Source organism: Zobellia nedashkovskayae (assembly GCF_015330125.1).
GTDB lineage: Bacteria > Bacteroidota > Bacteroidia > Flavobacteriales > Flavobacteriaceae > Zobellia > Zobellia nedashkovskayae.
Window position 1 is genome coordinate 1440734 of the sequence record NZ_JADDXR010000002.1, and the last position, 25012, is coordinate 1465745.

Below are 25012 nucleotides of genomic sequence, written 5' to 3' on the forward strand. Positions count from 1 at the left end.
CGACTTTTCGTTGTCAATTACTTTATATTCTGCCAAACATTATCCTCTTGGTTAATATCGGCCATAAGTTGAGAAGGATCTATTACAACTGCCTTAATACTAGCAATTGGCTTATTAATTGTAAAACTGTAGTTAGATTGTGCCCAAGGCCAATCTTCTAATACCGTTCGGTCTATTTGTGGAAATGGATTTTCTTTTTCGCCACGCATCATGCGCAATGGCGCATAGAACGTCTCTTTTGTATCGTCTTCATAGATGACCAAAATATCTAGAGGCATTGGCATATTTCCTGTACGGACCATAGAAACCTCGGTTTTACCAGCATTATCCTTAACCTCGGTAATACCGTAATCTATAGTGTTCGTAGTTTGGGTCCAATCTGTTAAATACCAATCTAGTTCCATACCGGATACTTTTTCGGCAGTACGCTTAATGTCATTCGGAACAGGGTGTTTGAATTTGAAGTCTTCATAATATTTATGAATAGTCTCCATTAATTTATCCTGTCCAATGACGTAACCGAGTTGAGACAAGAAAATGGAACCTTTGCTATAGGCAGCAATACCGTAGGCAAAATTAAGGTCATAACGGTCTGCATGCGTAGTTTGTGGTTGTTCCTTACCAGAATTTACCAAACTATAATATCCTTTGTAAGAGCCTTCGAAAGGGTTTTCCTTGTTCTCTTCCATTACTTCGTTCATAGCCAATGTAGAGATAAAAGTGGTAAAGCCTTCATCCATCCATTCGTGTTTGGATTCATTGGTAGCTAAAATATGCTGAAACCAAGAATGCGCTAATTCGTGTGCAGTAACACCAGCCAAGCTTCCAAATTTGCGTTCTCCTGTAATTAAAGTTGCCATGGCATACTCCATACCACCATCGCCTCCTTGAATAACTGAATATTGCTCATAAGGATACTCGCCAATATTCTTGCTGAAGAACTTCATAAACTCAGCAGTCTTAGGTTGAAGTTTCTTCCAGTTATCTAAAATATCCTTATTGTCTTTGTACAAGAAGTGAAGCATAGGCCCATTCTCAACTTGTAAAGTATCATGTATGTATTCAGGATCGGCAGCCCACATGAAATCATGTACCATTGGTGCTTTAAAGTGCCAAGTAAGGGTTTTTCCTTTTTGTTTTTTCACTTTGGTGCCCGGTGCTTCGTACCCATGACCAATCTCTTGAGGGTTTTGAAGGTAACCAGTACCTCCAACTACATAATTCTTATCAATAGTCAACTTTACATCAAAATCGCCCCAAACGCCTTGAAATTCACGTGCAATGTATGGATCAGCATGCCAGCCTTCAAAATCATATTCGGCCAGTTTTGGATACCATTGGCTCATAGATAGCGCAACACCTTCCGCACTATTTCTTCCTGAGCGACGTACTTGAACAGGAACTTGTCCTTTAAATTCCATTTCAAAAGTGGTTTTGCCACCAGGAGGAAGTGGTTTTGCCAGTTCAACTACCAATATGGTTTCCTCTTCAACAAAATCTACTTTAACGCCATCTTGAGTTAGTGACGTAGCATGGAGATAACCGATTTCATTTTCCTTCAATGCAGCAATACGGCTATTCTTTTCTTCATCGGTCATTCTACCATCTGGATCAGGAATGCTTTGTAAACGCATATCCATTTCACTTCCAGGTTGAAAGGCATTGAAAAATAAGTGGTAGTACACGCGAGTAAGCTCGTCTGGAGAATTGTTCGTATAGACCAGTTTTTGGGTACCAGTATACAGAAAGTTCTCTACGTTCATGTCCACTTCCATGTTGTAATCCACATGCTGTTGCCAGTACGAACCGTTTTGTGCAATAGCCGCTTGGCTCAATAAGAGCATTACGGCAGCAATCCCTTTAAAAAAATACTTCATGGTATATTATAGTTTTATTTTACCGGTAGATACGTTATCGGCCATGATAAGTGCATTGTAAGTATTTACGATTTTACCTGAAGTAGAAACTTCATCCAAGGTAGCCGTTTTAGAAGCATCACCGCTCAAAATTACTTTTGTTGTTGGCGCAAGACCAGATTCCATAATTATATGCTTTACCTGAGAAGCAGTCAATTTTGGATAGTAAGAACGAATTAGGGCAGCAACACCGGCAACGGCAGGGGATGCCATTGAAGTACCTCCTTGAAATTCATAGTCATTACCTGGCATTGACGAATAAATTTCATCGCCTGGGGCAAAAACATCAACGTTTACATCACCGTAGTTAGAGAAAGAAGCAACCATTTCAGAACCGTATTTAGACGATAATGCACCTACCGTAAGAACATTGTCTGCAATTTCGGGACCGTTGTCTACTTGATCATTTGGAAAGTTAGGGTTGGCAGGATCATCTAAATCCGCACCTTCATTACCTGCTGCATGTACAAAAAGAACGTCTTTTTCTGCTGCATATTTAATAGCATCATAAACCCATTTAGCTTCAGGAGAAAAAGATTTTCCGAAACTACCGTTAATCACTTTTGCTCCATTATCTACTGCATAGCGAATACCTAAAGCAATATCTTTGTCATATTCATCACCGTTTGGAACGGCACGGATACTCATTATTGCAACATTGTTTGCAACACCGTTAGCTCCTTTGCCATTATTACGCTCCGCTCCAATAATACCGGCAACGTGTGTACCGTGGCTTTCATCTTCTTGGCGATTCTGTGGGTTTCCGTTACCATAACCAAGATCATTAATGTCATAAGGATCATCACCTACATCTTTACGGCCATTGAAATCTACATTGTAGTTATAGTTCAACTGATCGGAGAAGTGTTTTACTCCTGCTTCAACTTGCTCTAGAACCTCAGGAATAGAATCTTCGTAGCTCAACATTTGAGTTAAAATGGCAATATTTTGCAGCATGCCTTCATCTGTTGTTTCAATGCCCGCTAAGTCTTTTGCGGTGTAAAGGTCTTTGCCTAATTCCTTTTTAACGGCATCATCGGCATTCTTAACAGTTTGAAAAATTTGCTCGTACTGTTGTTTTTGTTGCAATGCTTTAGCATATTCGGTATCAACTTTTGTTTTGGCTTTGGCCTGTAGTGAAGCATCGCCCAATTTTAACCTCACTATACGCGTAGCTTCTAGTTGCTCATTGTATGATTCGCCTAAAAAATTGTATCCATGAATATCATCAACATAACCGTTCTTATCGTTGTCAATACCATCACCAGCTTTTTCTCCTTTGTTGGTCCAGAGCACATCATCTAAATCTTCATGCTTTAAATCCATACCAGAATCAAGAACGGCAACGATAACCGTTTCACCTTTTTTGTTCTTTATAATTTCTGCATAGGCCTTATCAACGCTCATACCTGGAATGGTATCGGAAACAAGGTCTAAATGTCCCCAGTTTTTTTTCTGGGCATCTGATAAATCGGATATTTTTAATGGAGTAGTATCAATACTTTCAATTGGAGTAGATACTAACGCTGTAGAGCCACAACCCATAAGAACAAGGGCAGCAGATAAACCTAATAAAGGTTTCGAAAAAAATGAAGTCATATTATTGAATTGAGTTTAGTGTTTGTTTTAGTTTTAAAATTATAGTGAGTGAATGGTTAAAAAAAGGCTTTATCTGCCCATGAACCAACTCAGTAGTTTAACATAAATGGCTGCAAAGGTAAGATTTGGCACAATTTTTTAACCAAATCATAATGTTTTTATGATTTTTTTATCTGAAAAAGGTTGAATAATTTTGAACCCGGAACAAAATGACAACCTTCATTTTACTATTTCAACTACTTATTTTTAGTTTCAAATGCTTTTTTAAAAATCGGCTATAAAAAAATAGGTTATTAACCTTAGTACCATAAAACACTGGTAAAAATACAGTTTCGTATACGAAATTATTTTTCGTGATTAAGTCCTTTTTTAGTTGAACGAACTAACGACCTTAATTAAAAATTTGGTCAAAGGTGTAGATGTCATCTAATCTCACTCCTTTTTCGGTTTGCTTAAGAGTACCTAGCTGATTGTGTGCATCATGCTCAAAAAACAAAAGGTATTCTTCTTGAACAGCTTTATTTAGAAACAATTCTTTTTCTGCAAGGGTTAAAAGTGGCCTGGTATCATAACCCATCACATACGGTAAAGGAATATGTCCTACGGTAGGTAATAAATCAGCCATAAACACCAATTGTTTTCCTTTATACGAAATCTGGGGTAGCATCTGCTTGTCCGTATGGCCATCTACAAAGTGAAAGCCAAAACCTAATTCTGATTCACTCTGGAACTTGTCAGATGTTCTTTCAATGAATTTCAGCTGTCCGCTTTCTTGCATCGGTAGAAGATTTTCCTTTAAAAAGGAAGCTTTTTCACGTGCATTGGGTTCCGTAGCCCATTTCCAATGGTCTTCGTTTGTCCAGAACACAGCATTTTTAAAAGCGGGCTCATAGCCCGTTCTGTCTTTGTTCCATTGAATGCATCCTCCGCAATGGTCAAAATGCAGATGTGTTAAGAAGACATCGGTAATATCATCCCGATGAAAACCCAATTTCTTTAGAGAGCTATCAATAGAATGGTTTCCCCAAAGGTTGTAATAGCCAAAAAATTTATCGGACTGTTTGTTGCCCATTCCTGTGTCAATCAAAATTAGTCTATTACCATCTTCAATAAGTAAGCTGCGAGCAGCAATATCTATTTGATTGTTGGCATCTGCGGGGTTCGTATGTTGCCAAATGGCTTTTGGTACTACGCCGAACATAGCACCACCATCTAGTTTAAAATTTCCTGTTTCTATGGGGTATAGTTCCATCTAGATATATTGAGAATAACAAAGTATTAAAAGCGCTATAGATATTTGAACCATTGGCATTTTATTGGGTTTTATTTAACAAGTACAGATCGATTTTTGTTGTTTTTTAGCCATTGCTCTTGATTCACTTTTGTAGCGAGAATAAGTTGAGTTTTTACGAAAAAACTGACTTTGAGTTTATGTGATTTTTAATTTGGAAATCTATGGAAGAATTTTTAAATCATTTGGGTGAACACTTCAGGTTACCACTGGACAATCCCGTTTTAATATTTTCCCTAATTCTTTTTATCATACTTCTGGCGCCCATTTTGCTGAGCAAAATTCGTGTACCCGGAATTATTGGCCTCATTCTATCGGGCATTATTATAGGACCTCACGGGTTACAGTTATTGGAAGAAGGACTCTTTGTACAAGTCTTTTCTACTATTGGTCTTTTATATATTATGTTCATAGCAGGACTTGAATTAGATATTAACGAATTCAGGGCGTACAGAAACAAAAGTTTACTTTTTGGCCTTCTAACCTTTAGTATTCCTTTGATTGTAGGTTTTCCGGTTTGCCATTATATTTTAGGGTATGGTGTGGATGCCAGTTTTTTAACCGCGAGTATGTTTTCCACACATACCTTGGTGACTTACCCTATAGTGAGTAGGATTGGGGTTTCTAAGAATCAGGCTGTGGCCATAACAGTAGGCGGGACGATATTGACAGACACTGCCGTTCTGCTAATCTTAGCGGTTATTATGGGGTCTCATGAAGGTAACTTAGGTTTAGGTTTCTGGGTTAAGATGATTGTTTCCCTCATTGTCTTTTCATTGATAATGTTCAAGGTGGTACCAAAAGTAGCCGCTTGGTTCTTTCAGAAAATGCAGACCGAAAAACACTCGCATTACATTTTTGTGTTAGCTATTATTTTCTTTGCTGCTTTTCTAGCCGAAGTTGCAGGTTTTGAACCCATAATAGGTGCATTCGTATCAGGTTTAGCATTAAATAGGCTTATACCGCACTCATCCGCACTTATGAATCGCATAGAGTTTATTGGCAACTCACTTTTTATCCCTTTTTTCCTGATTAGCGTTGGCATGTTAGTAGATATAAAGGTGATTCTTAGCGGTCCCATGGCACTTATTATTGCTGCAACATTAACGGTAGTTTCAATTTTTGGGAAATGGCTAGCTGCTTTTGTAACGCAAGTGGTGTATAAATACTCTGTTAACCAACGCAATTTGATTTTTGGACTAAGTAGCGCCCATGCCGCGGCAACATTAGCGGTAATCTTGGTGGGTTATAAAGCGAAAATATTAGATAGTAATATCTTAAACGGAACCGTAATTCTTATACTTTTTACCTGCATCATAGCCTCTTTTGTTACAGAAAAAGCGGCAAAACGAATTGTTGTTGATTCAGAGGCTGAAGAATTTGACGAAGAATCAATGACTACTGTATTTAAAAACGAGCACATACTAATGCCTATTGCGAATCCTGCTAATATGGATAAAGCCTTAGAGTTCGCTATTTTAATAAAGGACAAAAAATCTACGCACCCCATTACCATTCTAACCGTAGTACCAAACAACATTCAGGCTGAAAGGAATATTATGAAATCCAAGGAGCGTTTAGAGCTTTTGGTAAAAGAAGCAACAGCCTCAGAAACGGTAGCCAATTTAGCGGCAACAATAGACCTAAACCCCGCTGCGGGAATTGTGCGTACAGCTCGTGAAACTATGGTAGATACTATTATTATGGGTTGGCCGGAAAACACCGGGTTCATAGAAAAATTAGTTGGCGAAAAGATGGATAGCGTATTGAACCAAACAGATAAACTTTTATTTATTTGCCACTTTCATGTGCCTTTAACCAACCATAGACGTATACTATTAGCAGTTCCAAAATTGGCTGAAAGGGAGAAAGGTTTTAAACAGTGGGTAGACAAAATTGTATTACTAGCTTCTGAAATAAGTGTGCCTATAGTGCTGTATTGTAACGATGATACCGAAAAGTATATAAAAGAGTATTTAACAAGCAGGAAGATTAAATTATCCCTTACGTTTAATAACCTGACCAATTGGGATGACTTTTTAATAATTTCCAAAGAAATTCAGGTTAATGACCTTTTTATTCTTGTTTCTGCCCGTAAAGGAAGCGTTTCTCATATAGGGGCATTAGATAATATTCCAAAAAAAATAGAAGGATACTTCAACTCTTATAGTAGAATAATTATTTACCCATAAGGAATACCAATACGGTTAGTTTTCTTGAAGTATTTTATAAACCAAATCCTTTGTTAGTTGGTGCCCATTAGCTTTTTTACGAATCTCATCATAACTGAATCTAAAATCACAACCAGTTTTATATTCACTGCAACCATAAGCCGTTTTCCCTTTTAAAATAGTGCCTTTGTTACATTTTGGACAAATATTTTCTTCTGAAGTGGTTGTTGAAACCTTAACATTTTTAGGAGGTAAATGTTTTTTAGGCTCTAACTTTAGTTTAAAATCATCATCAAATCTAACAAGTCCTTCAACAGTGGCATCATTCACTTTAAAGCCCTTTAGATTTACGGTAGACCCTTTTTGTAATAATCTTACGTATTGTTTTTCTGAAATGGTTTTACCCTCAAATATAAATGGAATAACAAAGTCGCAAGTCTTTTTAAATTCGGAACAACCATAGGCTGTTTTCCCTTTAAGAAGTGATCCATTCTTACATTTTGGACATTTTTCTGCCGTTATTCCCGAGGTTTTCTTGGTTACTCTTTTCTTTGCGCCAGCAGGTTTATTATTTACGGACGAGATATTGGCTTTCTTGGTTTCACTTCGTACTTCGTACACCAAACGGTCTACCATTTGTTTCATCTGTTTAATGAAGCTTCCAGCACTAAACGTTCCTTTTTCAATGTCTTTTAATTGCTTTTCCCATTTACCAGTGAGCTCAGCAGATTTTAATAGTTCATTTTGAATGGTGTCTATTAGTTGTATGCCAATAACTGTTGGGATGACTTGCTTCTTATTTCGTTTTATATACTTTCTTCGAAATAATGTTTCAATAATATTGGCGCGAGTAGAAGGACGGCCAATACCGTTTTCTTTCATAATCTCGCGAAGCTCGTCATCATCAACCTGCTTTCCTGCGGTTTCCATAGCGCGTAGGAGGGAGGCCTCAGTAAATTGATTTGGTGGCTTGGTCTGTTTTTCTAAAAACGAGGGCTCATGTGGTCCTTTTTCGCCTTTTACGAAAGTTGGTAGTATTCCTGATTCTTTAGACGGAGAATCTGGAGTTTCAAAAACAACACGCCAACCTTTTTCTAAAATCTCTTTTCCTGTAGTTTTAAACTTTACTTTTTCGGCTTTACCAATTACTGTAGTGTTTGAGACTTTACAATCTGGATAAAACACGGCAATAAAACGGCGTACAATGATATTATAAACCTGTTGCTGGTTGTATTGCAAATTCATTTGCTGCCCAGTTGGTATTATTGCGTGGTGATCCGTTACTTTACTATCATCGAAAACCTTTTTCGTTTTCTTTAATTTTTTTCCATGCAATGGCGCTGTTAAAGCTGCGTAATTCGTTAATTTTTGAAGTATTCCGGGTACTTTTGGGTATACATCGTTTGGTAAAAACGTGGTGTCAACTCTAGGATAAGTAACTACTTTTTGTTCGTATAGTTTTTGGACAATCTTTAAAGTTTCATCTGCAGAAAAGCCAAATTTCGTATTACAATATACTTGTAAGCCGGTTAAGTCAAACAGCTTTGGAGCGTATTCATTTCCTGCCTTTTTAGTGATAGATACAATTTCAAAATCGTGTTCTTTTACAATATTTGCTAGTTTTTCTCCGTCTTCAACCTTAAGAAAACGCCCTTCTTCGTAGCTAAATAAAGTATCGCGATAGAGAGTTTGCAATTCCCAATACGGTTGTGGTTTAAAATTTTCTATTTCCTTAAACCGGTTAACTAACATAGCTAATGTTGGTGTTTGCACACGGCCAACAGATAATACTTGCTTGTAACCACCATGTTTTAAAGTGTATAAACGAGTGGCATTCATGCCTAAAAGCCAATCTCCGATGGCTCGGGAAAAACCTGCGTAATATAAATTATCGTAATCTTCAGATGGCTTTAGGTTAGTAAAACCTTCTTTTATGGCTTCGGTTGTAAGCGAAGAAATCCAAAGTCTTTCCACCTTACCCTTATAATTTGCTTGATTTAAAACCCAACGTTGTATTAGCTCTCCTTCTTGGCCGGCATCCCCACAATTTATAACAACATCTGCTTTATCAAATAACTGTTTTATAATTTTAAACTGTTTTGTAATACCAGAATCTTTAGAAACTTTAGTTTCAAAGCGTTCTGGAAGCATGGGTAAATTGTTTAAATCCCAGCTTTTCCAATGCGGTTTGTAATCGTTTGGTTCCTTAAGCGTGCAAAGGTGCCCAAACGTATATGTTACAGCATAACCATTACCTTCATAATACCCATCACGCTTGGTGTTGCACCCAAGAACGGAAGCAATTTCTCTTGCTACAGATGGTTTTTCGGCTATACAGACTTTCATTTTATATGCTGAAATTTAATAATGCGAAGCTAGTTTAAACGGTATTGTAATTATGCGCTGACGACGACTGTACTGCTAACCAACTCACAAAGTTGCTTGCTGAAATAGAGCATTGCTTTTATTTCAGTAACACTAAGTAGCCTTTCTTTCTTTAGAATTAAAAGGGATGAGCCATTAGATTCTATATGATAGTAAAGGTTACTTTCTAAAAACAAAATTAACTCATCAGTGAACAATGCTTTAATATTTTCTGGATTTTCTCCGCTTAGGTAGAATCTTTTATTAAAATCAGGGTGGTCATCAAGGTCAATATCTTTGAAACCAGCTAAGCTGTATTTAAAGTCTAAAAGGCCTTCTTTATCTAAAGTGAAAACAGGAATTTCATCTTCTAGTTGCATATGCATTACAGTGGTTTTTACCACCTCGTAGGCTATAAAGGCACCTTCTGTAAACTCTACGTCAAACAGATTGTATTTACCTTGTTTATCAGACAGGGTATTGTAGATATATGGAATTTGACGTCTTCTAAAGAAAACAAAGCTACTTAAGAACTTAGTTTTTTTGTTTTTCTTAGCGTTATAGGTCCATTTAAGCTCTTTTGCAGTACTTTCTAATAGGCCTTGTCTTTTGGTAAAGTACCGACCAATTTGTTTTAGTTTATGAATTGGAAGCACTTTTCGTATAGCAAAAGGATGTGTTGAATCAGCTCCGTGCTTGTCAAGGCCAATAATTTCTAAACTACCTCCTTTTTTGGAAAAAGTTTCGGCGTAGTTTTCCAAACCTTCCATAGCAGTATGATCTACGAAAGTGCAGAGTGAAAAATCTAAAATGACGTTCTCGGTTTCTGGAATAACATCTAATTTATTTTTCAACTTATAGAAATTCAAAAAGTTACAGAAGTATTTAATACTCACATAAAAATTTCCGCCTTCGTTTTCCTTAAAAAGAAGCACGTTTGGTTTTGAAATATGGCTAAGAAACAAGGACATGCTTTTGTTCATCAGCACATGAACAATAAATGTCACCAAAATACCAACGCTTATTCCTGTAATTAAATTGGTGAACAATGTAGTTAATAGCGTGGCCAAGAATATGAGAATTTGTTCTTTACCGATTTTAGCAATTTTTTGAAGAGTTTTTGGGGTTGCTAATTTATAACCCGTATAGACTAAAATTGCAGCTAATGCTGCGAGGGGAATTCGTCTTAATTGGTCTTGAAACAGCAAAATAAAGATGACCAAAAAGAGCGCATGAAATAAATTTGCCGAGCGATTTGTAGCGCCGTTATTTACGTTTACAGAACTTCTGGCAATAACGGTTACTACATTTAAACCGCCTACTAAACCACTTAGTGTTGTTGCTAGCCCAAGAGCTTTAAGGTCTTTGTTAACATTTGAACGTCTGCTAAGAGGATCAAGCTTATCTACCGCTTTAATACTTAATAAGGATTCAATACTGGCAATTAGGGTTATAGCTAAAACAGCAAGAATAAAATCTGTTTCTAAAATCTTGGAGAAATCAGGAAAAGCCATGTTTCTAATGGCATCATCAGGTATGTTTACCAAATATTCATCATTCATTGGGTAGGGAGCATCCGTCCACACAAAAAAGTAACTAAATCCAATGGATAGAATTAAAATCCACATTGGGGCAGGTACTAGATGGAAGAAAGGATTCCTTATTTTGGAATAAAAAATCATAATTAGTAGACTGATAATACCTATTGCCGCCGCAATAAGCATACTGCTATCAGGATTCTGAAATAACGCAACGATAGCCACTGGTATTTTTCCTAAAAGGGCAACAATACTTCCAGAGGCCTCATTGTTTCCGACCATGATATGAAATTGCTTTGATAAGATTCCGAGTCCTATTGCAGCAAGCATTCCCTCAATGGCGGAAGCAGGAAAAAAGTCGGCCAACCTTCCCAGTTTAAGAAATCCTAAGAGTAACATCAAAATACCGGATATAACAATGGCCGCAAGGGTAAATAGGTAGCCCTGGTACATATTACCACCACCAAGAGTTGTAATAGCACCCAAGAGTACAATAACCAATCCATTACCCGGACCAGTAATTGTGACGTTGGAACCACCCAGGATAGAGACCACCAGACCACCAACTACCGCCGCAATAATACCTGATATAGGCGGAGCCTCGCTTGCTAAAGCCAGACCCAAACCTAATGGTAGGGCTATTAGAGATACTACAAAACCAGAAAATAAATTTTTAGGAAGTGCTTTTGTAAAAGTCTTGGAGTGACTGGTTTTTTGAGTCAATTAGTTTTTCTTATGATTAAAAGGTCGGTTGGTAGGTCTGAAAGTATGTATTCAATATCATGAGGAAACAAACGGTCTAAAAAACCGGTTTTAGAAGGGGCGTTCATAATCAATAGATCAGCCCTAACCACTTCTGCATAATGTCCAATAGAATACCCTCTTTTACCAAAAATACTTTGTGTTTTTACGGTAATGTTATCTGTTAGATATGGAGGTAGGTTATTAATTATCTTACGTACTCTAGATTCTTCGCGATGCTTTAAGCGTTCCTTCATTAGGTTCGCTTTTTTAAGCGAGCGATCATCTTCTACCGTTACATGTATTTCTTTTTGTAATATCTCTTCTACGATGGTCAACTGCTGCGCACCAAGGGCATTAGCGGCATAAAAAGCATTGGTTATGGCAAAATGGGTTTCAGGTGCATCAAGGCCATTTACAACAATATGCTTACAAGGTACGCGTTCGGCAGATGGTTTTATGAGAAGCAAAACAGAACAACACACTTTACGGGTTAGTTTTCTTGCTATGGAACCCACATAAAACTTAAACATGTTTTCATGTTGCATGGCACCAAGAATCAATAAATCAATTTTTGATGTTTTGCAAGTATTTGAAATCACATCATATGGATCACCACTTTCCCATTGAATTTCTACTTCTAAATTTTTATGCGCCGTTTGCTCAAGAATCTGATTAATTTGATTCGATTTCTCCGATGACTTTTCTCCTACATGTAATAATATCAGCTTCGCACCAAAGAAATTTGCGATACGCGCAGTTTCAATAACATTAGCCCTCAAAGAAGGAGAGAAAGCAAAGCCAAATAAAATAGTTTTAAACGGTTGTAGTTCTGATGCCATGATTAGATAACGGGAGCCCAATATAGCATAATAATAAAAAAGGAATATCTTGACTTATTCAATTCTATTTTTTCAGATAAAATAGTTATTTTTCAATCTTAATGAAAAAGCTATGGTAGAACTTGCAGGAATCATCATTTTAGGAATATTAGCGCAGTGGTTTGCATGGCGTCTAAAGTTACCTGCAATTCTTCCTTTAATCCTAATTGGGCTGTTAGTGGGGCCAATCGCCTCTTTGTATACTATTGATGGACAAAAACTCATAGAGCCTATCTGGAATGGAGAAATAGGACTCTTCCCTGGCGATTCACTCTACTATTTTGTTTCGCTTGCCATAAGTATTATTCTTTTTGAAGGCGGGTTAACTCTAAAACGTTCGGAAATTAGAAATGTAGGTCCAGTTATAACGAAACTAATTACGTTAGGGTCATTGGTCACATTTGTTTGTGCAGGGATTGCCGCGCACTATATTTTTGGGTTGAGCTGGCAGGTTTCTTTCTTGTTTTCGGCTTTAATTATTGTTACGGGACCTACGGTAATAACACCCATCTTAAGAAATATCCCTTTAAAGAAAGATGTTTCGGCAGTATTGAAATGGGAGGGAATATTAATTGATCCCATTGGAGCTTTGGCAGCCGTATTGGTTTTTGAATTCATAAGTGTAGGAGAGGGGAAAGCCTATACAATAACCGCTTTAATAGAGTTCGGTAAGATTTTACTTTTTGGTTTCACGTTTGGTTTTACATTCGCACATGCGCTAACCTTTGCTATTAAAAAGAATTTTATTCCGCATTATTTATTGAACGTGGCATCGCTTTCTACAGTGCTTCTTGTTTTTGTAATGTCCGATTCCTTTGCACATGAATCTGGTCTTTTAGCAGTCGTTGTTATGGGTATGGTTATGGGTAATACGGATCTTCCAAACATTAAAGAACTCTTATACTTCAAAGAATCATTAAGTATTTTATTGATTTCTATCTTGTTTATTTTATTGGCCGCGAATATTAATATCTCTGACCTTGAATTGATTTTTAATTGGAGAACTGCAGCTCTGTTTGCTATTATTGTTTTTGTGATTAGACCGCTAGGTGTCTTTCTAAGTTCATCCGGTTCAAACCTGAAATTCAATGAAAAACTTTTTATAGGATGGGTTGGGCCAAGAGGTATCGTTGCTGCCGGTATTGCCTCACTGTTTGGTTCTAAGCTTCTCGCTAAAGGAGAGCCTGGTGCTGAATTTATTACACCTTTGGTATTCATGATTGTATTGGGAACGGTTCTCTTGAACGCCACTACAGCACGTTTATTTGCGAAATCTGTAGGTGTGTTTTTGACCAAATCGGAAGGTATACTAATTATAGGAGCATCAAAAGCATCTCGTCTTATTGCGGATTATCTTAATAAGAACAACCGTCATGTAGTTTTAATTGATAATAATCAAACAAACATAAACAAAGCCAAGAAATTAGGCCTTGAGGCTTTTACCGCAAATATTTATTCTGATACACTGACAGACAATATAGAACTTAATGATGTAGGCTATCTTATGGCATTGACAGGGAACTCTGAGATTAATAAGTATGCGGTTAATAATTTTAGTAAAGATTTTGGAGCTAATGGTTCTTTTAGGTTGGTAAATGCCGATGAGATGAATAATCCAGAAAATAATCCTAAAGAAGGACTGTTTTCACATACCGATGACTTTATCAAATTAACGGAAACCGCAAGAAAATTTCCTGCAGTGCATGAGATAGAATTAAAGGATAAGGAACATTACGAGGCACTAATAGAAATTACCAAAGCAGATGAAAATATTGTACCTATCTTCTTGAAAACGCCAAAAGGTGATTTACAGATCATTTCTAGTTTTAGCACTGACTTTGAGGACATCACAGATAAATACCGATTGGTTTACTTAGGAAAAGTATTTGATGTTGATGAAACAAAGGACGAAGTTGAAATTGACCAAAAAGAAGAAGAATAGACCAAGATAATTAGGCATATCCATACTTAAATACGTTTTATGATTCTTCTTGAATAATGATTTGGAGGAAGTAATACTCTAAGACTAGCCTGAAAAAGGCATGGTCTTGTAAACAAATATATCTATATCATCTTGCTTCACGTCTATGTATTCATCTCCTGCAAGGCTATAAAAATGTATAGATGATTCCCTTTTAATTTTATCTTCCAGTAGATTAATATCTATCTCACCACTTTCTTGTTGCCAGATAAATATGGAATTCTGTTCCGAAGGAATCGTTCTGTGCTTTGCGTTAAAATGGGCTATATACGTGGTCATTTTTTGCGAAATAGTTTTACACTATTAAAACAGATACTAACATTAAAAATTGCCCAAAATTTGAAATATTTGTAAGAAAAAGAATATTTATACGTAGGAATAACAGAAGTATTTGATTTAGAATAATTTACATTGAACACCATTTCGTAAAGGGTATGACATAGATTTTTTTTGTTAATTGTATTACGGCAATATTCTAAAGTATGAGCCGTTTTATTATCACTTAATCTATACTATTTTAACCAAATCTATTATGAAGAAACTATTTTTATTTTTCGCTTTAGCGAGTACCGTAGCCTTTACTAGTTGTTCTAAAGATGAAGATGACACTGATGTAATTATCGGTACTTGGTTAATGGAATCAAGTACCACTTTTGATGGACAATCAACCACAAATTATGAAGATAAGTGGGTGTTTAAATCAGATTTATCTGGTGATTATTCAGAGAGCTATAATGGTGAATTAGATTTTGAAACTACATTTACTTGGATGAAATCAGAAGATTCCTATATTGTTATATATGCTGATGATGAAGGGACGGATACATTTACTGTAGGAGAATTATTAGGTAACACCACACTTATGGAAGGTGAGAATATTTTAGCTATAAAGGAGTAGCATTAAAAACTATTATATGAAAAAATCCCTTGTTCTTTCGAGCAAGGGATTATTTTTAATCGTTTAACTTTAACACTGCCATAAAGGCTTCTTGAGGAACTTCTACATTACCTACTTGGCGCATACGTTTTTTACCTTTCTTTTGTTTCTCCAAAAGTTTACGTTTACGAGAAATATCACCACCATAACATTTGGCCGTTACATCTTTTCGTAAGGCTTTGGTAGTTTCTCTAGATATTATTTTTGCACCAATAGCCGCTTGAATCGGAATATCAAACTGTTGCCGTGGTATAAGTTCTTTTAATTTTGAGCAAATCTTCTTACCAATGTTCACTGCATTGTCTGCATGTAGTAAAGCCGAAAGGGCATCTACGGGCTGTGCATTTAGTAAAATATCTACACGTACTAGTTTAGAAGGACGCATTCCTATAGGAGCGTAATCAAAAGAGGCATACCCTTTTGAAACAGTTTTTAAGCGATCATAGAAATCAAAAACAATCTCGGCCAAAGGCATGTCAAAAGTAAGCTCAACACGTTCCGTGGTCAAATAGGTTTGATTTGTTATCACTCCTCTTTTTTCAATACATAAAGACATTACGTTACCTACAAAATCGGCTTTCGTAATAATCGTAGCTTTTATATAAGGCTCCTCTACATGATCAATACTTGACGGATCTGGTAAATCAGTAGGGTTGTTTACAACAATTGGTATATCAGGATTTTTACGCGTAAATGCATGGTAACTAACGTTTGGTACCGTAGTAATTACGGTCATATTAAACTCACGCTCTAAGCGCTCTTGAATAATCTCCATGTGAAGCATTCCTAAAAAACCACATCTGAATCCAAAACCAAGGGCAGCACTGCTTTCAGGAGCAAACACCAATGAGGCGTCATTTAATTGCAACTTTTCCATAGAAGAACGTAATTCTTCAAACTCATCCGTATCTACAGGGTAAATACCAGCAAAAACCATAGGCTTAACATCCTCAAAACCTGCTATTGCATTTTTTGTAGGGTTCGCCGCGTCTGTAATAGTATCACCAACTTTTACTTCACGTGCATCTTTAATACCTGTAATCAAATACCCTACATCACCGGCTTTTACACTTTTCTTTATTTCTTGTGTCAACTTTAAAGTTCCTACTTCATCAGCGTAGTAATCTTTATCAGTAGCAACAAATTTTATTTTTTGTCCCTTTTTTATTTCGCCATTAATAACCCTAAAATAGGTTTCAACGCCACGAAACGGATTGTATACAGAATCAAAAACAAGTGCTTGTAAAGACTCATCTACATTACCCGTAGGCGCAGGAATACGCTCTATAATAGCCGAAAGAATTTCTTCAATACCAATCCCTGTTTTAGCACTTGCAGGAATTACTTCTTCCGCTTTACAGCCTAATAGATCTACGATATCATCAGTAACTTCTTCTGGATTGGCACTTGGTAAATCTACCTTGTTCAAAACAGGAATGATTTCTAAATCATTCTCTAATGCTAAATATAAATTAGAAATGGTCTGTGCTTGAATACTTTGGGCAGCATCTACAACTAAAAGAGCGCCTTCACAGGCAGCAATTGATCTAGACACTTCATAAGAGAAGTCAACATGGCCAGGAGTGTCTATTAAATTAAGAATATATTCCTCACCTTTATAAGTGTACTCCATTTGAATAGCGTGACTCTTTATGGTTATACCACGTTCACGTTCCAAATCCATACTGTCAAGTAGCTGTTCTTTCTTCTCTCGATCGGTAACAGCTCCCGTAAAATCTAATAAACGATCTGCCAAGGTGCTTTTACCGTGGTCAATATGGGCTATAATACAAAAGTTTCTAATATTCTTCATTGATGATAAACTGATTTAGGCAAGCGAATTCTATTGCGTATAAGTGGGCAAAGATACGTTATTTTAATCCTGTATCATCAAAGCGTATGTAGGCGGGACATTTAATAGTATGTTTGAGGGCTGGCTGATTTGAAATAAACAAAACTGTATAAGCCGAAATTGTAATTAGGGACTTTTTTAAAGATGCTATAGAATGTATTGTCCTTACTCATTTGTAAGGTAGTTATATAGAGTGCTGAATCTTAAATTACATTTATTGTAAGATTTTATCCTTAAAAAGTGTTAGATTTGAAACAGAACCTAGCATTTAGTGAAGAATTTTATTTGCCCCTTATTTTTCCTATTATCCCTCAATTGCCTACTTTATTCCCAAGAACTTACCGTTACTGGCGTTGTAAAGAGTCAAGAGGATAATGCGATTTCTTATGCGAATGTACTCTTATTAAACGCTGCCGATTCTACCTTAATTTCAGGAACTTCTACTGGCGAAGACGGAACTTTTAAAATTATAAAAATACCTGCAGGCAATTATTTGATCAAGGCTAGTTTTATTGGTAATGAAAGTGCTATAACAGCTTTTAAAATTGATGCGGATAAAGAGCTAGAACCAATACTACTAGATGAATCAGATCAGAGGCTTGATGAGGTGGTGGTTACTTCACAAAAACCTAGATTAGAAAGAAAAATTGACCGATTGGTTTTTAATGTAGAAAATACCGCCTATGCTGATGGCGATGTTTGGGACTTACTTAAAATAACACCTAGTGTTATGGTTTTAAATAACAGGTTAACGGTGCAGGGAAGTTCTGCCATAGGCGTTTTAATTAATGGACGGAAAATCAATATACCTTATGAAGATATTGTCAATCTTTTGTCTGGAACATCTGCCGCCAATGTATTGTCTATTGAGATTATAAACAACCCTCCGTCAAAGTATGGAGCAGAAGATAATGCCTTGATTAATATTGTAATGAAAAAGAATATAGTTGCGGGTTATAATGGCGCAATCTATAATAAATACACTCAGGGTATTCTGCCCAAACACACTGTTGGTACAGATCATTTTTTTAAGGGTAAGAAAACACAGTTGTCAGTAAACTATAGTTTTCGCCAAGATAGGGGTGTTACGTATTATACGGACATTACAAACTTTTCTCAAGATAACGGTACGGTTTCAACTTGGACGGCAGAGCAGGAATATCTTAAAAACCAGCAACAGCATAATATTTCTCTGTTTTTTGATTACGATATTGATAAAAAGAGACGACTGAGCTTTACAACTATTAATCTTTGGCAGCCAAATGGGTCTCGTATTTATGATACGGACACAGATGTGTCTAATCCAAGTTCATGGTCAGATTTTCACACGATTAATAATTCAGAACAACGGAAGTTGAATACTTCATATTACATAGATTATATACAGGACTTAAATGACAAGGGAGCTCAATTATCCTTCAACGGGCACTATACTTTTTTTGACGATAAAAATGAACAGGATTTAAACTCTACTTTTTTTAATACGGATAATAGTGTCTTTGGTATGAACGATTTTACTACGGATACGGAACAAAAGATTAATCTATATAGTGTTCAAGGAGATTATGAATCGCCTTTAGGTGAGGCAGGAAGAATAGAAACCGGTCTGCGTTATGCGGGAATTTCATCTCGAAACACCATTATTCAACGGGGTTTTGATAGAGACCAACCAGGAGTTGCACCTACTGATTCGGGCACTTTTGATTATGACGAATCTATTTATGCAGCTTATATCTCATATTCGGGCAAATGGGATCATTGGAAATTAAAATCTGGAGTACGAGCAGAATATGCAGAAACTGCCGGAACTTGGGACGGTGGATTGCAAAGAAACGAAAACCATAATTTTGGACTGTTCCCTTCTGCTTCGCTTCAATATTCTCCGAGTAAAAAACATGATTTTAAAGTATATTCTTTTAGAAAGGTCAGTAGACCAAGGTACAATAGTGTTAATCCTTTTCAGACTTTTCAAAGTACCTTCTCAACTATTGAAGGTGACCCAAAATTACTGCCGGCTACCAGATATTACATTGCCGGTGGGTATACATTTAACAAAATGTATACGGCAGAATTATTTTATAAAAAGGCCAAAAATGGACTCGCAAACTTAATCTTTCAGAATAACGACAATAATTTATTGCAATTTATTTCTTCTAATTTGGATGAAAATGTAGCTTACGGGATTGATTTCACCATTAATAAAAGCTTTTCCAAATTTTACAATTGCTACTTCTTAGCTAGTTTTTATAACGAGACTTCTAATTTTAAGAACCGCACTACTAACATAGAGGTAAACCAACAACAGTTTAGTTGGTTTATAAGAAACAGTAACAGTTTTTTATTTTTGAACGATCAATCTCTCTCGGCAGATATTAATTTCTTTTATTCATCTGCATTAATATCGGAGAATGCCATATTTGATGCATTTGGGGCAGTGAACTTAATGATGAGAAAAACGTTTTACAATAAACAATTGAGCGTGTCTATGGGTATTGAAGACATCTTCAATCAAGGAAACCAGTTCAATACCAGAAATTACCAAGACCAAAACGGAACCTCCTTAAAAAAAGGAGAGAACCGATTGTTTGTTGCCAGCCTTCGCTATAAGTTTGGTAACTCTAAAATGCGCGATAACAAGAAGTCTAAAAGAGTTGATGAGCGTAACCGTATCTAAATTTCATTAAAATATTCGGGTAATTAAAGATGACAAATACACTGTAATTGGGTGCATGTTCTATTTTATACCAAAGAGTATGAATTTAGAATATAGGGTAATATCCATAGAATTCAGACACGATAGTTATGTTGGGCATTTTAACGGCTTGTAGATAAGTTGTAAATTTGCGGCCATGCCAAAAATAGGAGACATTCTACTGCCTGATTTTCCGTTGCTTCTTGCACCAATGGAAGATGTAAGCGACCCACCATTTCGCGCCCTCTGTAAAGAGCAAGGTGCAGATGTGGTGTATACTGAGTTTATTTCTTCGGAAGGATTAATTCGCGATGCTGCAAAAAGCGTTATGAAGTTAGATATCTATGAAAAAGAAAGACCTGTAGGCATTCAGATTTTTGGTGCCAACTTAGAATCCATGTTGCGATCTGTAGAAATTGTTGAGAAATCAAGACCGGATATCATCGATATTAATTTTGGTTGCCCTGTTAAAAAGGTGGTTAGTAAAGGTGCCGGTGCGGGAATATTAAAAGATATCGATTTAATGGTATCGCTTACCAAAGCTATGGTGGAGCACACCAACTTACCAATTACGGTAAAGACCCGTTTGGGTTGGGACCATGATTCTATTAAAATTGTTGAGGTAGCGGAACGTTTGCAAGATGTAGGCTGTAAGGCTATTGCTATTCACGGTAGAACCCGTGCACAAATGTATAAGGGCGATGCAGATTGGAAACCTATTGTCGACGTAAAGAACAACCAGCGCATGCATATACCCGTTTTTGGTAATGGAGATGTAAATACACCGGAAGCCGCCATAAAAATGCGTGATGAATATGGGTTGGACGGCGCTATGATCGGCCGTGCCAGTATTGGTTACCCATGGTTTTTTAATGAGGTAAAGCATTATTTTAAAACAGGAACACATAAAGCACCACCAACAATGCAAGAACGTGTAGATGCTGCTAGACGCCATTTACAAATGTCAATTGACTGGAAAGGTGAAAAATTAGGTGTTTTTGAAACCAGAAGGCATTATACCAATTACTTTAAAGGCATACCAAATTTTAAGGAGTATCGCATGAAAATGGTCACTAGTGATGATTCTGTGGACGTATTTTCAGCTTTTGATGAGGTTCTTGAGAAATTTGGCGATTACGACTTCGCATCTTCTATCGACTAGTCTTTAAATCGAAATCATTTTTTTGGTAATTCTACTACTTGCAATTTTAGAAGCAATTACTCCCAGAATGAATATCGTACCAAAAACAATCAGGACATTTATAAATTGATATTCTACAGGATAGGGTAGGCTTGGAATAATTTTCAACCAACCAAAAGCTATTTGAGACCATATTAAAAGCGATGCCAATCCCACACCAATAAGTCCGCCTAGGCCTGTAACCAATATACCTTGAACAAAATAAATACTTCGCAATTCTTTTAGTGTAGTACCTAAACTATAGAGGGTTTTTAGGTTTTGGAGCTTGTCCAAAATCATCATGATAATCGCACCAACTACATTAAAAAGAGCAATAATCAAAACTAAGGTAAAGACAAGGTAAGTGGCTAAATTTTCCGTGTTAAGCATACGGTGTAATGTACTATTAAGCTCTTGCCGGTCTTTTATGATTACTTCATTCCCGAGAACGGCAGCAATTTTACTTTTAACATCTGCCAATTGCGTCTTATTCTTCACCTTAAAATTTACACCAGATACTTGGTTGGGCAGCTTTTCTAATAGCTGTTGAACAGAGGGCAGCTCAGCAAAAACGTATTTTTTATCCAGGTTCTCTTCCACGGAATAAACACCACTAAGGACAAGGGATTTTGTTTTAAGCGATTTTTGGGTAAGCGAACCCTTTCCTGGTTTTAGAGCAAGAACCACCAAAGGATTTTGGTATTGGTTAACGGTAAGGCCAAGAATGTTCGTAATTCCAATACCAGCTACGGCTTCTTGGCTATTTATTCGCCAGGTACCGTACAACAGCATACTATCCATACCCATGACATGGGTGTAATTGGTATCTATGCCCTTTATAAAAGCAATATGCCCTTTTTCACGATGTTTTAGATATACTTTTTCTTCAAGCTCTTTAGAGTAAAAAGCAAGGTCTTCAATTTGGGCAAGTTGTTCTTCTTGGTTGGGCGAAATGGAAAAGAATTTGCCAGAAGCAGGCAAAGCTTTTAAATCAGGATCAAAAGTATTACTAAAGGAAAGACTAAAGGTTTTTAGTCCTGCAAAACCGGAAAGCACTACAAATAATGCCGCAGAGCCTATAACCGTCACCAAAAAGGTAATAAAGTTGATGACGTTCACTGCATTTTGGCTGCTTTTAGAACGGACATAGCGTTTGGCAATGTAGAACGGAAAATTCAACCTTATATCTTTTTTCTTTTGTCCAAAAGGTCTCTGTTCTCAATAGGGTTGTCTTCGCCTTTAAGCGACTTTTCAATATTTTCGATGTAATCTAATGAATCATCTAAAAAGAACAACAATTCAGGTACTCTCCGCAATTGGTTTTTTGTACGCTGAGATAGTTCGTGCTTTATAAGCGGTTGGTTAGATTTAATTCCTTCCATCAGCTCTTTGGCGTCTTTGTTAGGAAAAATACTAAGATATACCTTGGCAATAGAGAGATCGGTAGTTACCGAAACTTTCGAAACCGAAATCAACGTACCCTTCAACCCACCTTCAATGGCGGCACGTTGTAGAATATCTACGATATCTCCTTGTATGACCCCCGAAATCTTTTTCTGTCGTTGTGTTTCCATACCGCAAAAATACGTAGAAATAGCGTAATTTAGGGGGATAAACACCGATACGGACAAAATTCACCCTTCAATTGGAAAAAATAGAGCACATAGGCATTGCCGTAAACGATTTAGAGGCAGCAAACGAACGCTTTGGTAAACTTTTAGGGCAACCACATTATAAGATTGAAGAAGTGCCGTCTGAGGGTGTCCGCACTTCGTTTTTCAAAACGGGAGAAAGCAAGATTGAACTTTTAGAAGCTACTGATGTTGATGGGCCAATTGCCAAGTTTTTGAGCAAAAACGGAGAGGGTATGCATCATATCGCTTTTGCCGTAGATGATATTGAAAAAGAAATGAAAAGATTAAAGGCCGAAGGTTTTATTTTGATCAACGAAAAACCTAAAAAAGGAGCTGATAATAAGCTAGTTGCTTTTCTTCACCCCAAGAGTAGTAATGGGGTATTGATAGAGTTGTGTCAAGAAATTGCGGAGTAGATATGCTGTTTTTAAAGCTAGTGTAATACTTAGCGTAGTTTAAGGCCGCTATAGGTTAATAAGTTTCTTTTGGGTATGACCCAATGTATTCCACAACTATGCATAAAAATCTTGTGTCAGTTAAAAATAAGTAGTAATATTGCATCCGCAATTCGCGAGTTATGTAATAGCTGGTTTGAGCACCAGTCTTTATCGATTTTAATCGAAAAAAGGATTTACTAAGCTAAATTTTGAATTGTAACCGGTCCTATAGCTCAGCTGGTTAGAGCACCTGACTCATAATCAGGTGGTCCCTGGTTCGAGTCCAGGTGGGACCACAAAAAACCTCTCAGAACATCTGTTCTTGAGAGGTTTTTTCATTTCAGGGTGGTAATTATAGGCTCTTCTATTGTTAACCTTTGGTCTGGGGCTAAGATTCCTTCTTCTATAATTTCATAGGATTCCGCAAATAACAGTTAAACTAATGTAGAAAATGTATGAGAATATGGCAGTATTTTACTACAAATACCGATATTTATGATGGTATCCCCAAAATCATTAAATGAAGAGCTTTAGTTTTCTTACACTTTTAATATTTACGGTTTCCTGTGAATCTGATCATAAATTTAAAAGTCTTGTTGATAAAGAAAAGGTATTTATTGTACTGAATTTGTATGGGCTAGACAGTGTACCCAAAGAAATAGGAACCCTTAAAAATGTCAAAGAGTTAGAAATTATCCGAACCGATGATTGGACAGTTTATCCGCCCCTTAGTGCTGCTGATCAATGGGTAGATATGCCACCGTTCAGAACTATTCCATCTGAATTATTAAACCTTAAGAAACTCCAAAAACTAACATTAATTGGCCTCGATATTAAAACACTCCCGGAAGATTTTGATAAATTAGAAAACTTGGAACATCTAGATTTATCTAATAATAAACTGACTATTTCCAATGAACTCCCTAAACTAAAAAGATTAAAGAAACTTCAGTATGTATACCTTTCCGGAAATCATATTGATAATAACGAAATAGAAGCGTGGAGAAAAGAAAACCCAAATATTGAAATTGGGTATAGAACAGAATAGCAAGTAAAAAACACCATCTGAATAATTAATCAAAAAGCATATGGTAATAGAATCATTTTTTAGAAAATCCTTAGCCATTATATTACTGTTCTTTATGGCTTACGGGTATTCTCAGCAACCTGAGGAGGAAGAGCAAAACTTTAAATTTAAGCGTATTACTATAGGGACACGTTTTCTAGCATTTATTAGCAATTATGGAGAAAAATCAGAATTAGAGGTAGACAATCCTTATGATTTTACAGACAATACCAAGCTTACCGGGTTAAATATTTCAGTCAACTACAATATTATAAATGGTCTTTCGGTAGGTGTCGGAAGTGGCATCGAAAAATTTACGCAACCCAATTTTAACTATGTACCATTATATACAAGAATAGCTCTGAACGGAGGTGTAGAAAGAAGTAGTTTTCATACGGAGCTCCAAATAGGAGGGCACTTTACAAATAGTAGTAAAAGAGGCGGTTTTCATAGGTTTTTACTGGGGTATCGGTTTCGGGTTTATAAGACTGTATTTTCTGATGTTTCAATAATTTATACCTATCAGAATTTAGAGCAATCTTTTGACAACTCACAAAGGTTGTATGATACCTATAATTTTGAAAATGTGGGACTTTCGGTGGGGATTGATATTAATTGAGCATCAAAAATTTTTGAGTGATTTCACTTCTTTATCACGTGTTTAAATTGAAATTTTTCACCTCAAACCCCGACAAACTAGACAACAAAATCTACCTTGTAAAAACCTTGGTA

18 protein-coding genes and 1 tRNA gene are annotated in these 25012 nt (G+C 36.5%); 9 read left to right on the top strand and 10 right to left on the bottom strand.

Features of this window, described 5'->3' with window-relative positions; translation table 11 throughout:
* Window positions 1–17 precede the first annotated feature (17 nt).
* From IWB64_RS06170 to IWB64_RS06180, 3 genes are all read right to left on the bottom strand, one after another.
* Window positions 18–1877 carry a M1 family metallopeptidase gene (locus IWB64_RS06170; RefSeq protein WP_194533172.1) on the bottom strand — a complete coding sequence of 620 codons (1860 nt, stop codon included), beginning with the start codon at window positions 1875–1877 and terminating at the stop codon, window positions 18–20.
* Window positions 1878–1883: 6 nt separating this feature from the next.
* Entirely contained in the window at window positions 1884–3515 is a 1632-nt protein-coding gene (locus IWB64_RS06175; protein WP_194533173.1) for a S8 family peptidase, read from the bottom strand.
* Window positions 3516–3906: 391 nt separating this feature from the next.
* Complete coding sequence (locus IWB64_RS06180; RefSeq protein WP_194533174.1) at window positions 3907–4767, bottom strand: MBL fold metallo-hydrolase; 861 nt, start codon at window positions 4765–4767, stop codon at window positions 3907–3909.
* 203 nt (window positions 4768–4970) lie between these two features.
* Between IWB64_RS06180 and IWB64_RS06185 the strand changes: the two genes are divergently transcribed.
* Window positions 4971–6998, top strand: a complete 2028-nt coding sequence (locus tag IWB64_RS06185; RefSeq protein WP_194533175.1) for a cation:proton antiporter — start codon at window positions 4971–4973, stop codon at window positions 6996–6998.
* A 15-nt stretch (window positions 6999–7013) separates the two neighbouring features.
* On the opposite strand, the gene IWB64_RS06190 is transcribed toward IWB64_RS06185, so the two are convergent.
* From IWB64_RS06190 to IWB64_RS06200, 3 genes are read right to left on the bottom strand one after another with little or no spacing between them, the layout of a single operon-like run.
* Complete coding sequence (locus tag IWB64_RS06190) at window positions 7014–9323, bottom strand: type IA DNA topoisomerase (RefSeq protein WP_194533176.1); 2310 nt, start codon at window positions 9321–9323, stop codon at window positions 7014–7016.
* Between the two features lie 50 nt (window positions 9324–9373).
* Window positions 9374–11602 carry a SulP family inorganic anion transporter gene (locus tag IWB64_RS06195; RefSeq protein ID WP_194533177.1) on the bottom strand — a complete coding sequence of 743 codons (2229 nt, stop codon included), beginning with the start codon at window positions 11600–11602 and terminating at the stop codon, window positions 9374–9376.
* Window positions 11599–12462 (bottom strand): universal stress protein, encoded by an 864-nt coding sequence (locus IWB64_RS06200; RefSeq protein ID WP_194533178.1) that lies wholly within the window; start codon window positions 12460–12462, stop codon window positions 11599–11601. The genes IWB64_RS06195 and IWB64_RS06200 overlap by 4 nt, the downstream gene beginning before the upstream one ends.
* A gap of 112 nt (window positions 12463–12574) precedes the next feature.
* Between IWB64_RS06200 and IWB64_RS06205 the strand changes: the two genes are divergently transcribed.
* The gene (locus IWB64_RS06205; RefSeq protein ID WP_194533179.1) at window positions 12575–14443 is read left to right on the top strand and encodes a cation:proton antiporter; all 1869 of its coding nucleotides are present in this window, start codon (window positions 12575–12577) and stop codon (window positions 14441–14443) included.
* A gap of 84 nt (window positions 14444–14527) precedes the next feature.
* Here the strand turns inward: IWB64_RS06205 and IWB64_RS06210 are convergent, their stop codons facing one another.
* Window positions 14528–14761 carry a GTP-binding protein LepA gene (locus IWB64_RS06210; RefSeq protein WP_194533180.1) on the bottom strand — a complete coding sequence of 78 codons (234 nt, stop codon included), beginning with the start codon at window positions 14759–14761 and terminating at the stop codon, window positions 14528–14530.
* Between the two features lie 253 nt (window positions 14762–15014).
* Here IWB64_RS06210 and IWB64_RS06215 point away from each other — a divergent pair, with 253 nt between their 5' ends.
* The gene (locus IWB64_RS06215) at window positions 15015–15380 is read left to right on the top strand and encodes a hypothetical protein (protein WP_194533181.1); all 366 of its coding nucleotides are present in this window, start codon (window positions 15015–15017) and stop codon (window positions 15378–15380) included.
* Between the two features lie 55 nt (window positions 15381–15435).
* Here the strand turns inward: IWB64_RS06215 and lepA are convergent, their stop codons facing one another.
* On the bottom strand, window positions 15436–17232 hold the full coding sequence (lepA, locus tag IWB64_RS06220) for a translation elongation factor 4 (protein ID WP_194533182.1): 1797 nt from the start codon (window positions 17230–17232) through the stop codon (window positions 15436–15438).
* 310 nt (window positions 17233–17542) lie between these two features.
* Between lepA and IWB64_RS06225 the strand changes: the two genes are divergently transcribed.
* On the top strand, window positions 17543–19945 hold the full coding sequence (locus tag IWB64_RS06225) for a TonB-dependent receptor domain-containing protein (protein WP_194533183.1): 2403 nt from the start codon (window positions 17543–17545) through the stop codon (window positions 19943–19945).
* Window positions 19946–20120: 175 nt separating this feature from the next.
* Window positions 20121–21125: a tRNA dihydrouridine synthase DusB gene (gene dusB / locus IWB64_RS06230; protein WP_194533184.1), complete on the top strand. Its 1005-nt coding sequence runs from the start codon at window positions 20121–20123 to the stop codon at window positions 21123–21125.
* 3 nt (window positions 21126–21128) lie between these two features.
* Here the strand turns inward: dusB and IWB64_RS06235 are convergent, their stop codons facing one another.
* Both IWB64_RS06235 and rbfA read right to left on the bottom strand, forming a co-directional pair.
* Window positions 21129–22322: an ABC transporter permease gene (locus tag IWB64_RS06235; RefSeq protein ID WP_194533185.1), complete on the bottom strand. Its 1194-nt coding sequence runs from the start codon at window positions 22320–22322 to the stop codon at window positions 21129–21131.
* A 2-nt stretch (window positions 22323–22324) separates the two neighbouring features.
* Window positions 22325–22717 carry a 30S ribosome-binding factor RbfA gene (gene rbfA, locus IWB64_RS06240; protein WP_194533186.1) on the bottom strand — a complete coding sequence of 131 codons (393 nt, stop codon included), beginning with the start codon at window positions 22715–22717 and terminating at the stop codon, window positions 22325–22327.
* A 71-nt stretch (window positions 22718–22788) separates the two neighbouring features.
* On the opposite strand from rbfA, the gene mce reads away from it, so the two are divergent.
* The 4 genes from mce (at window position 22789) to IWB64_RS06260 (ending at window position 24899) form a co-directional block, all read left to right on the top strand.
* The gene (gene mce, locus IWB64_RS06245) at window positions 22789–23193 is read left to right on the top strand and encodes a methylmalonyl-CoA epimerase (RefSeq protein WP_194533187.1); all 405 of its coding nucleotides are present in this window, start codon (window positions 22789–22791) and stop codon (window positions 23191–23193) included.
* Window positions 23194–23436: 243 nt separating this feature from the next.
* Window positions 23437–23510, top strand: a tRNA-Ile gene (locus tag IWB64_RS06250).
* A gap of 224 nt (window positions 23511–23734) precedes the next feature.
* Window positions 23735–24262: a leucine-rich repeat domain-containing protein gene (locus IWB64_RS06255; protein ID WP_194533188.1), complete on the top strand. Its 528-nt coding sequence runs from the start codon at window positions 23735–23737 to the stop codon at window positions 24260–24262.
* 40 nt (window positions 24263–24302) lie between these two features.
* Entirely contained in the window at window positions 24303–24899 is a 597-nt protein-coding gene (locus tag IWB64_RS06260) for a hypothetical protein (RefSeq protein ID WP_194533189.1), read from the top strand.
* Window positions 24900–25012: the final 113 nt, after the last annotated feature.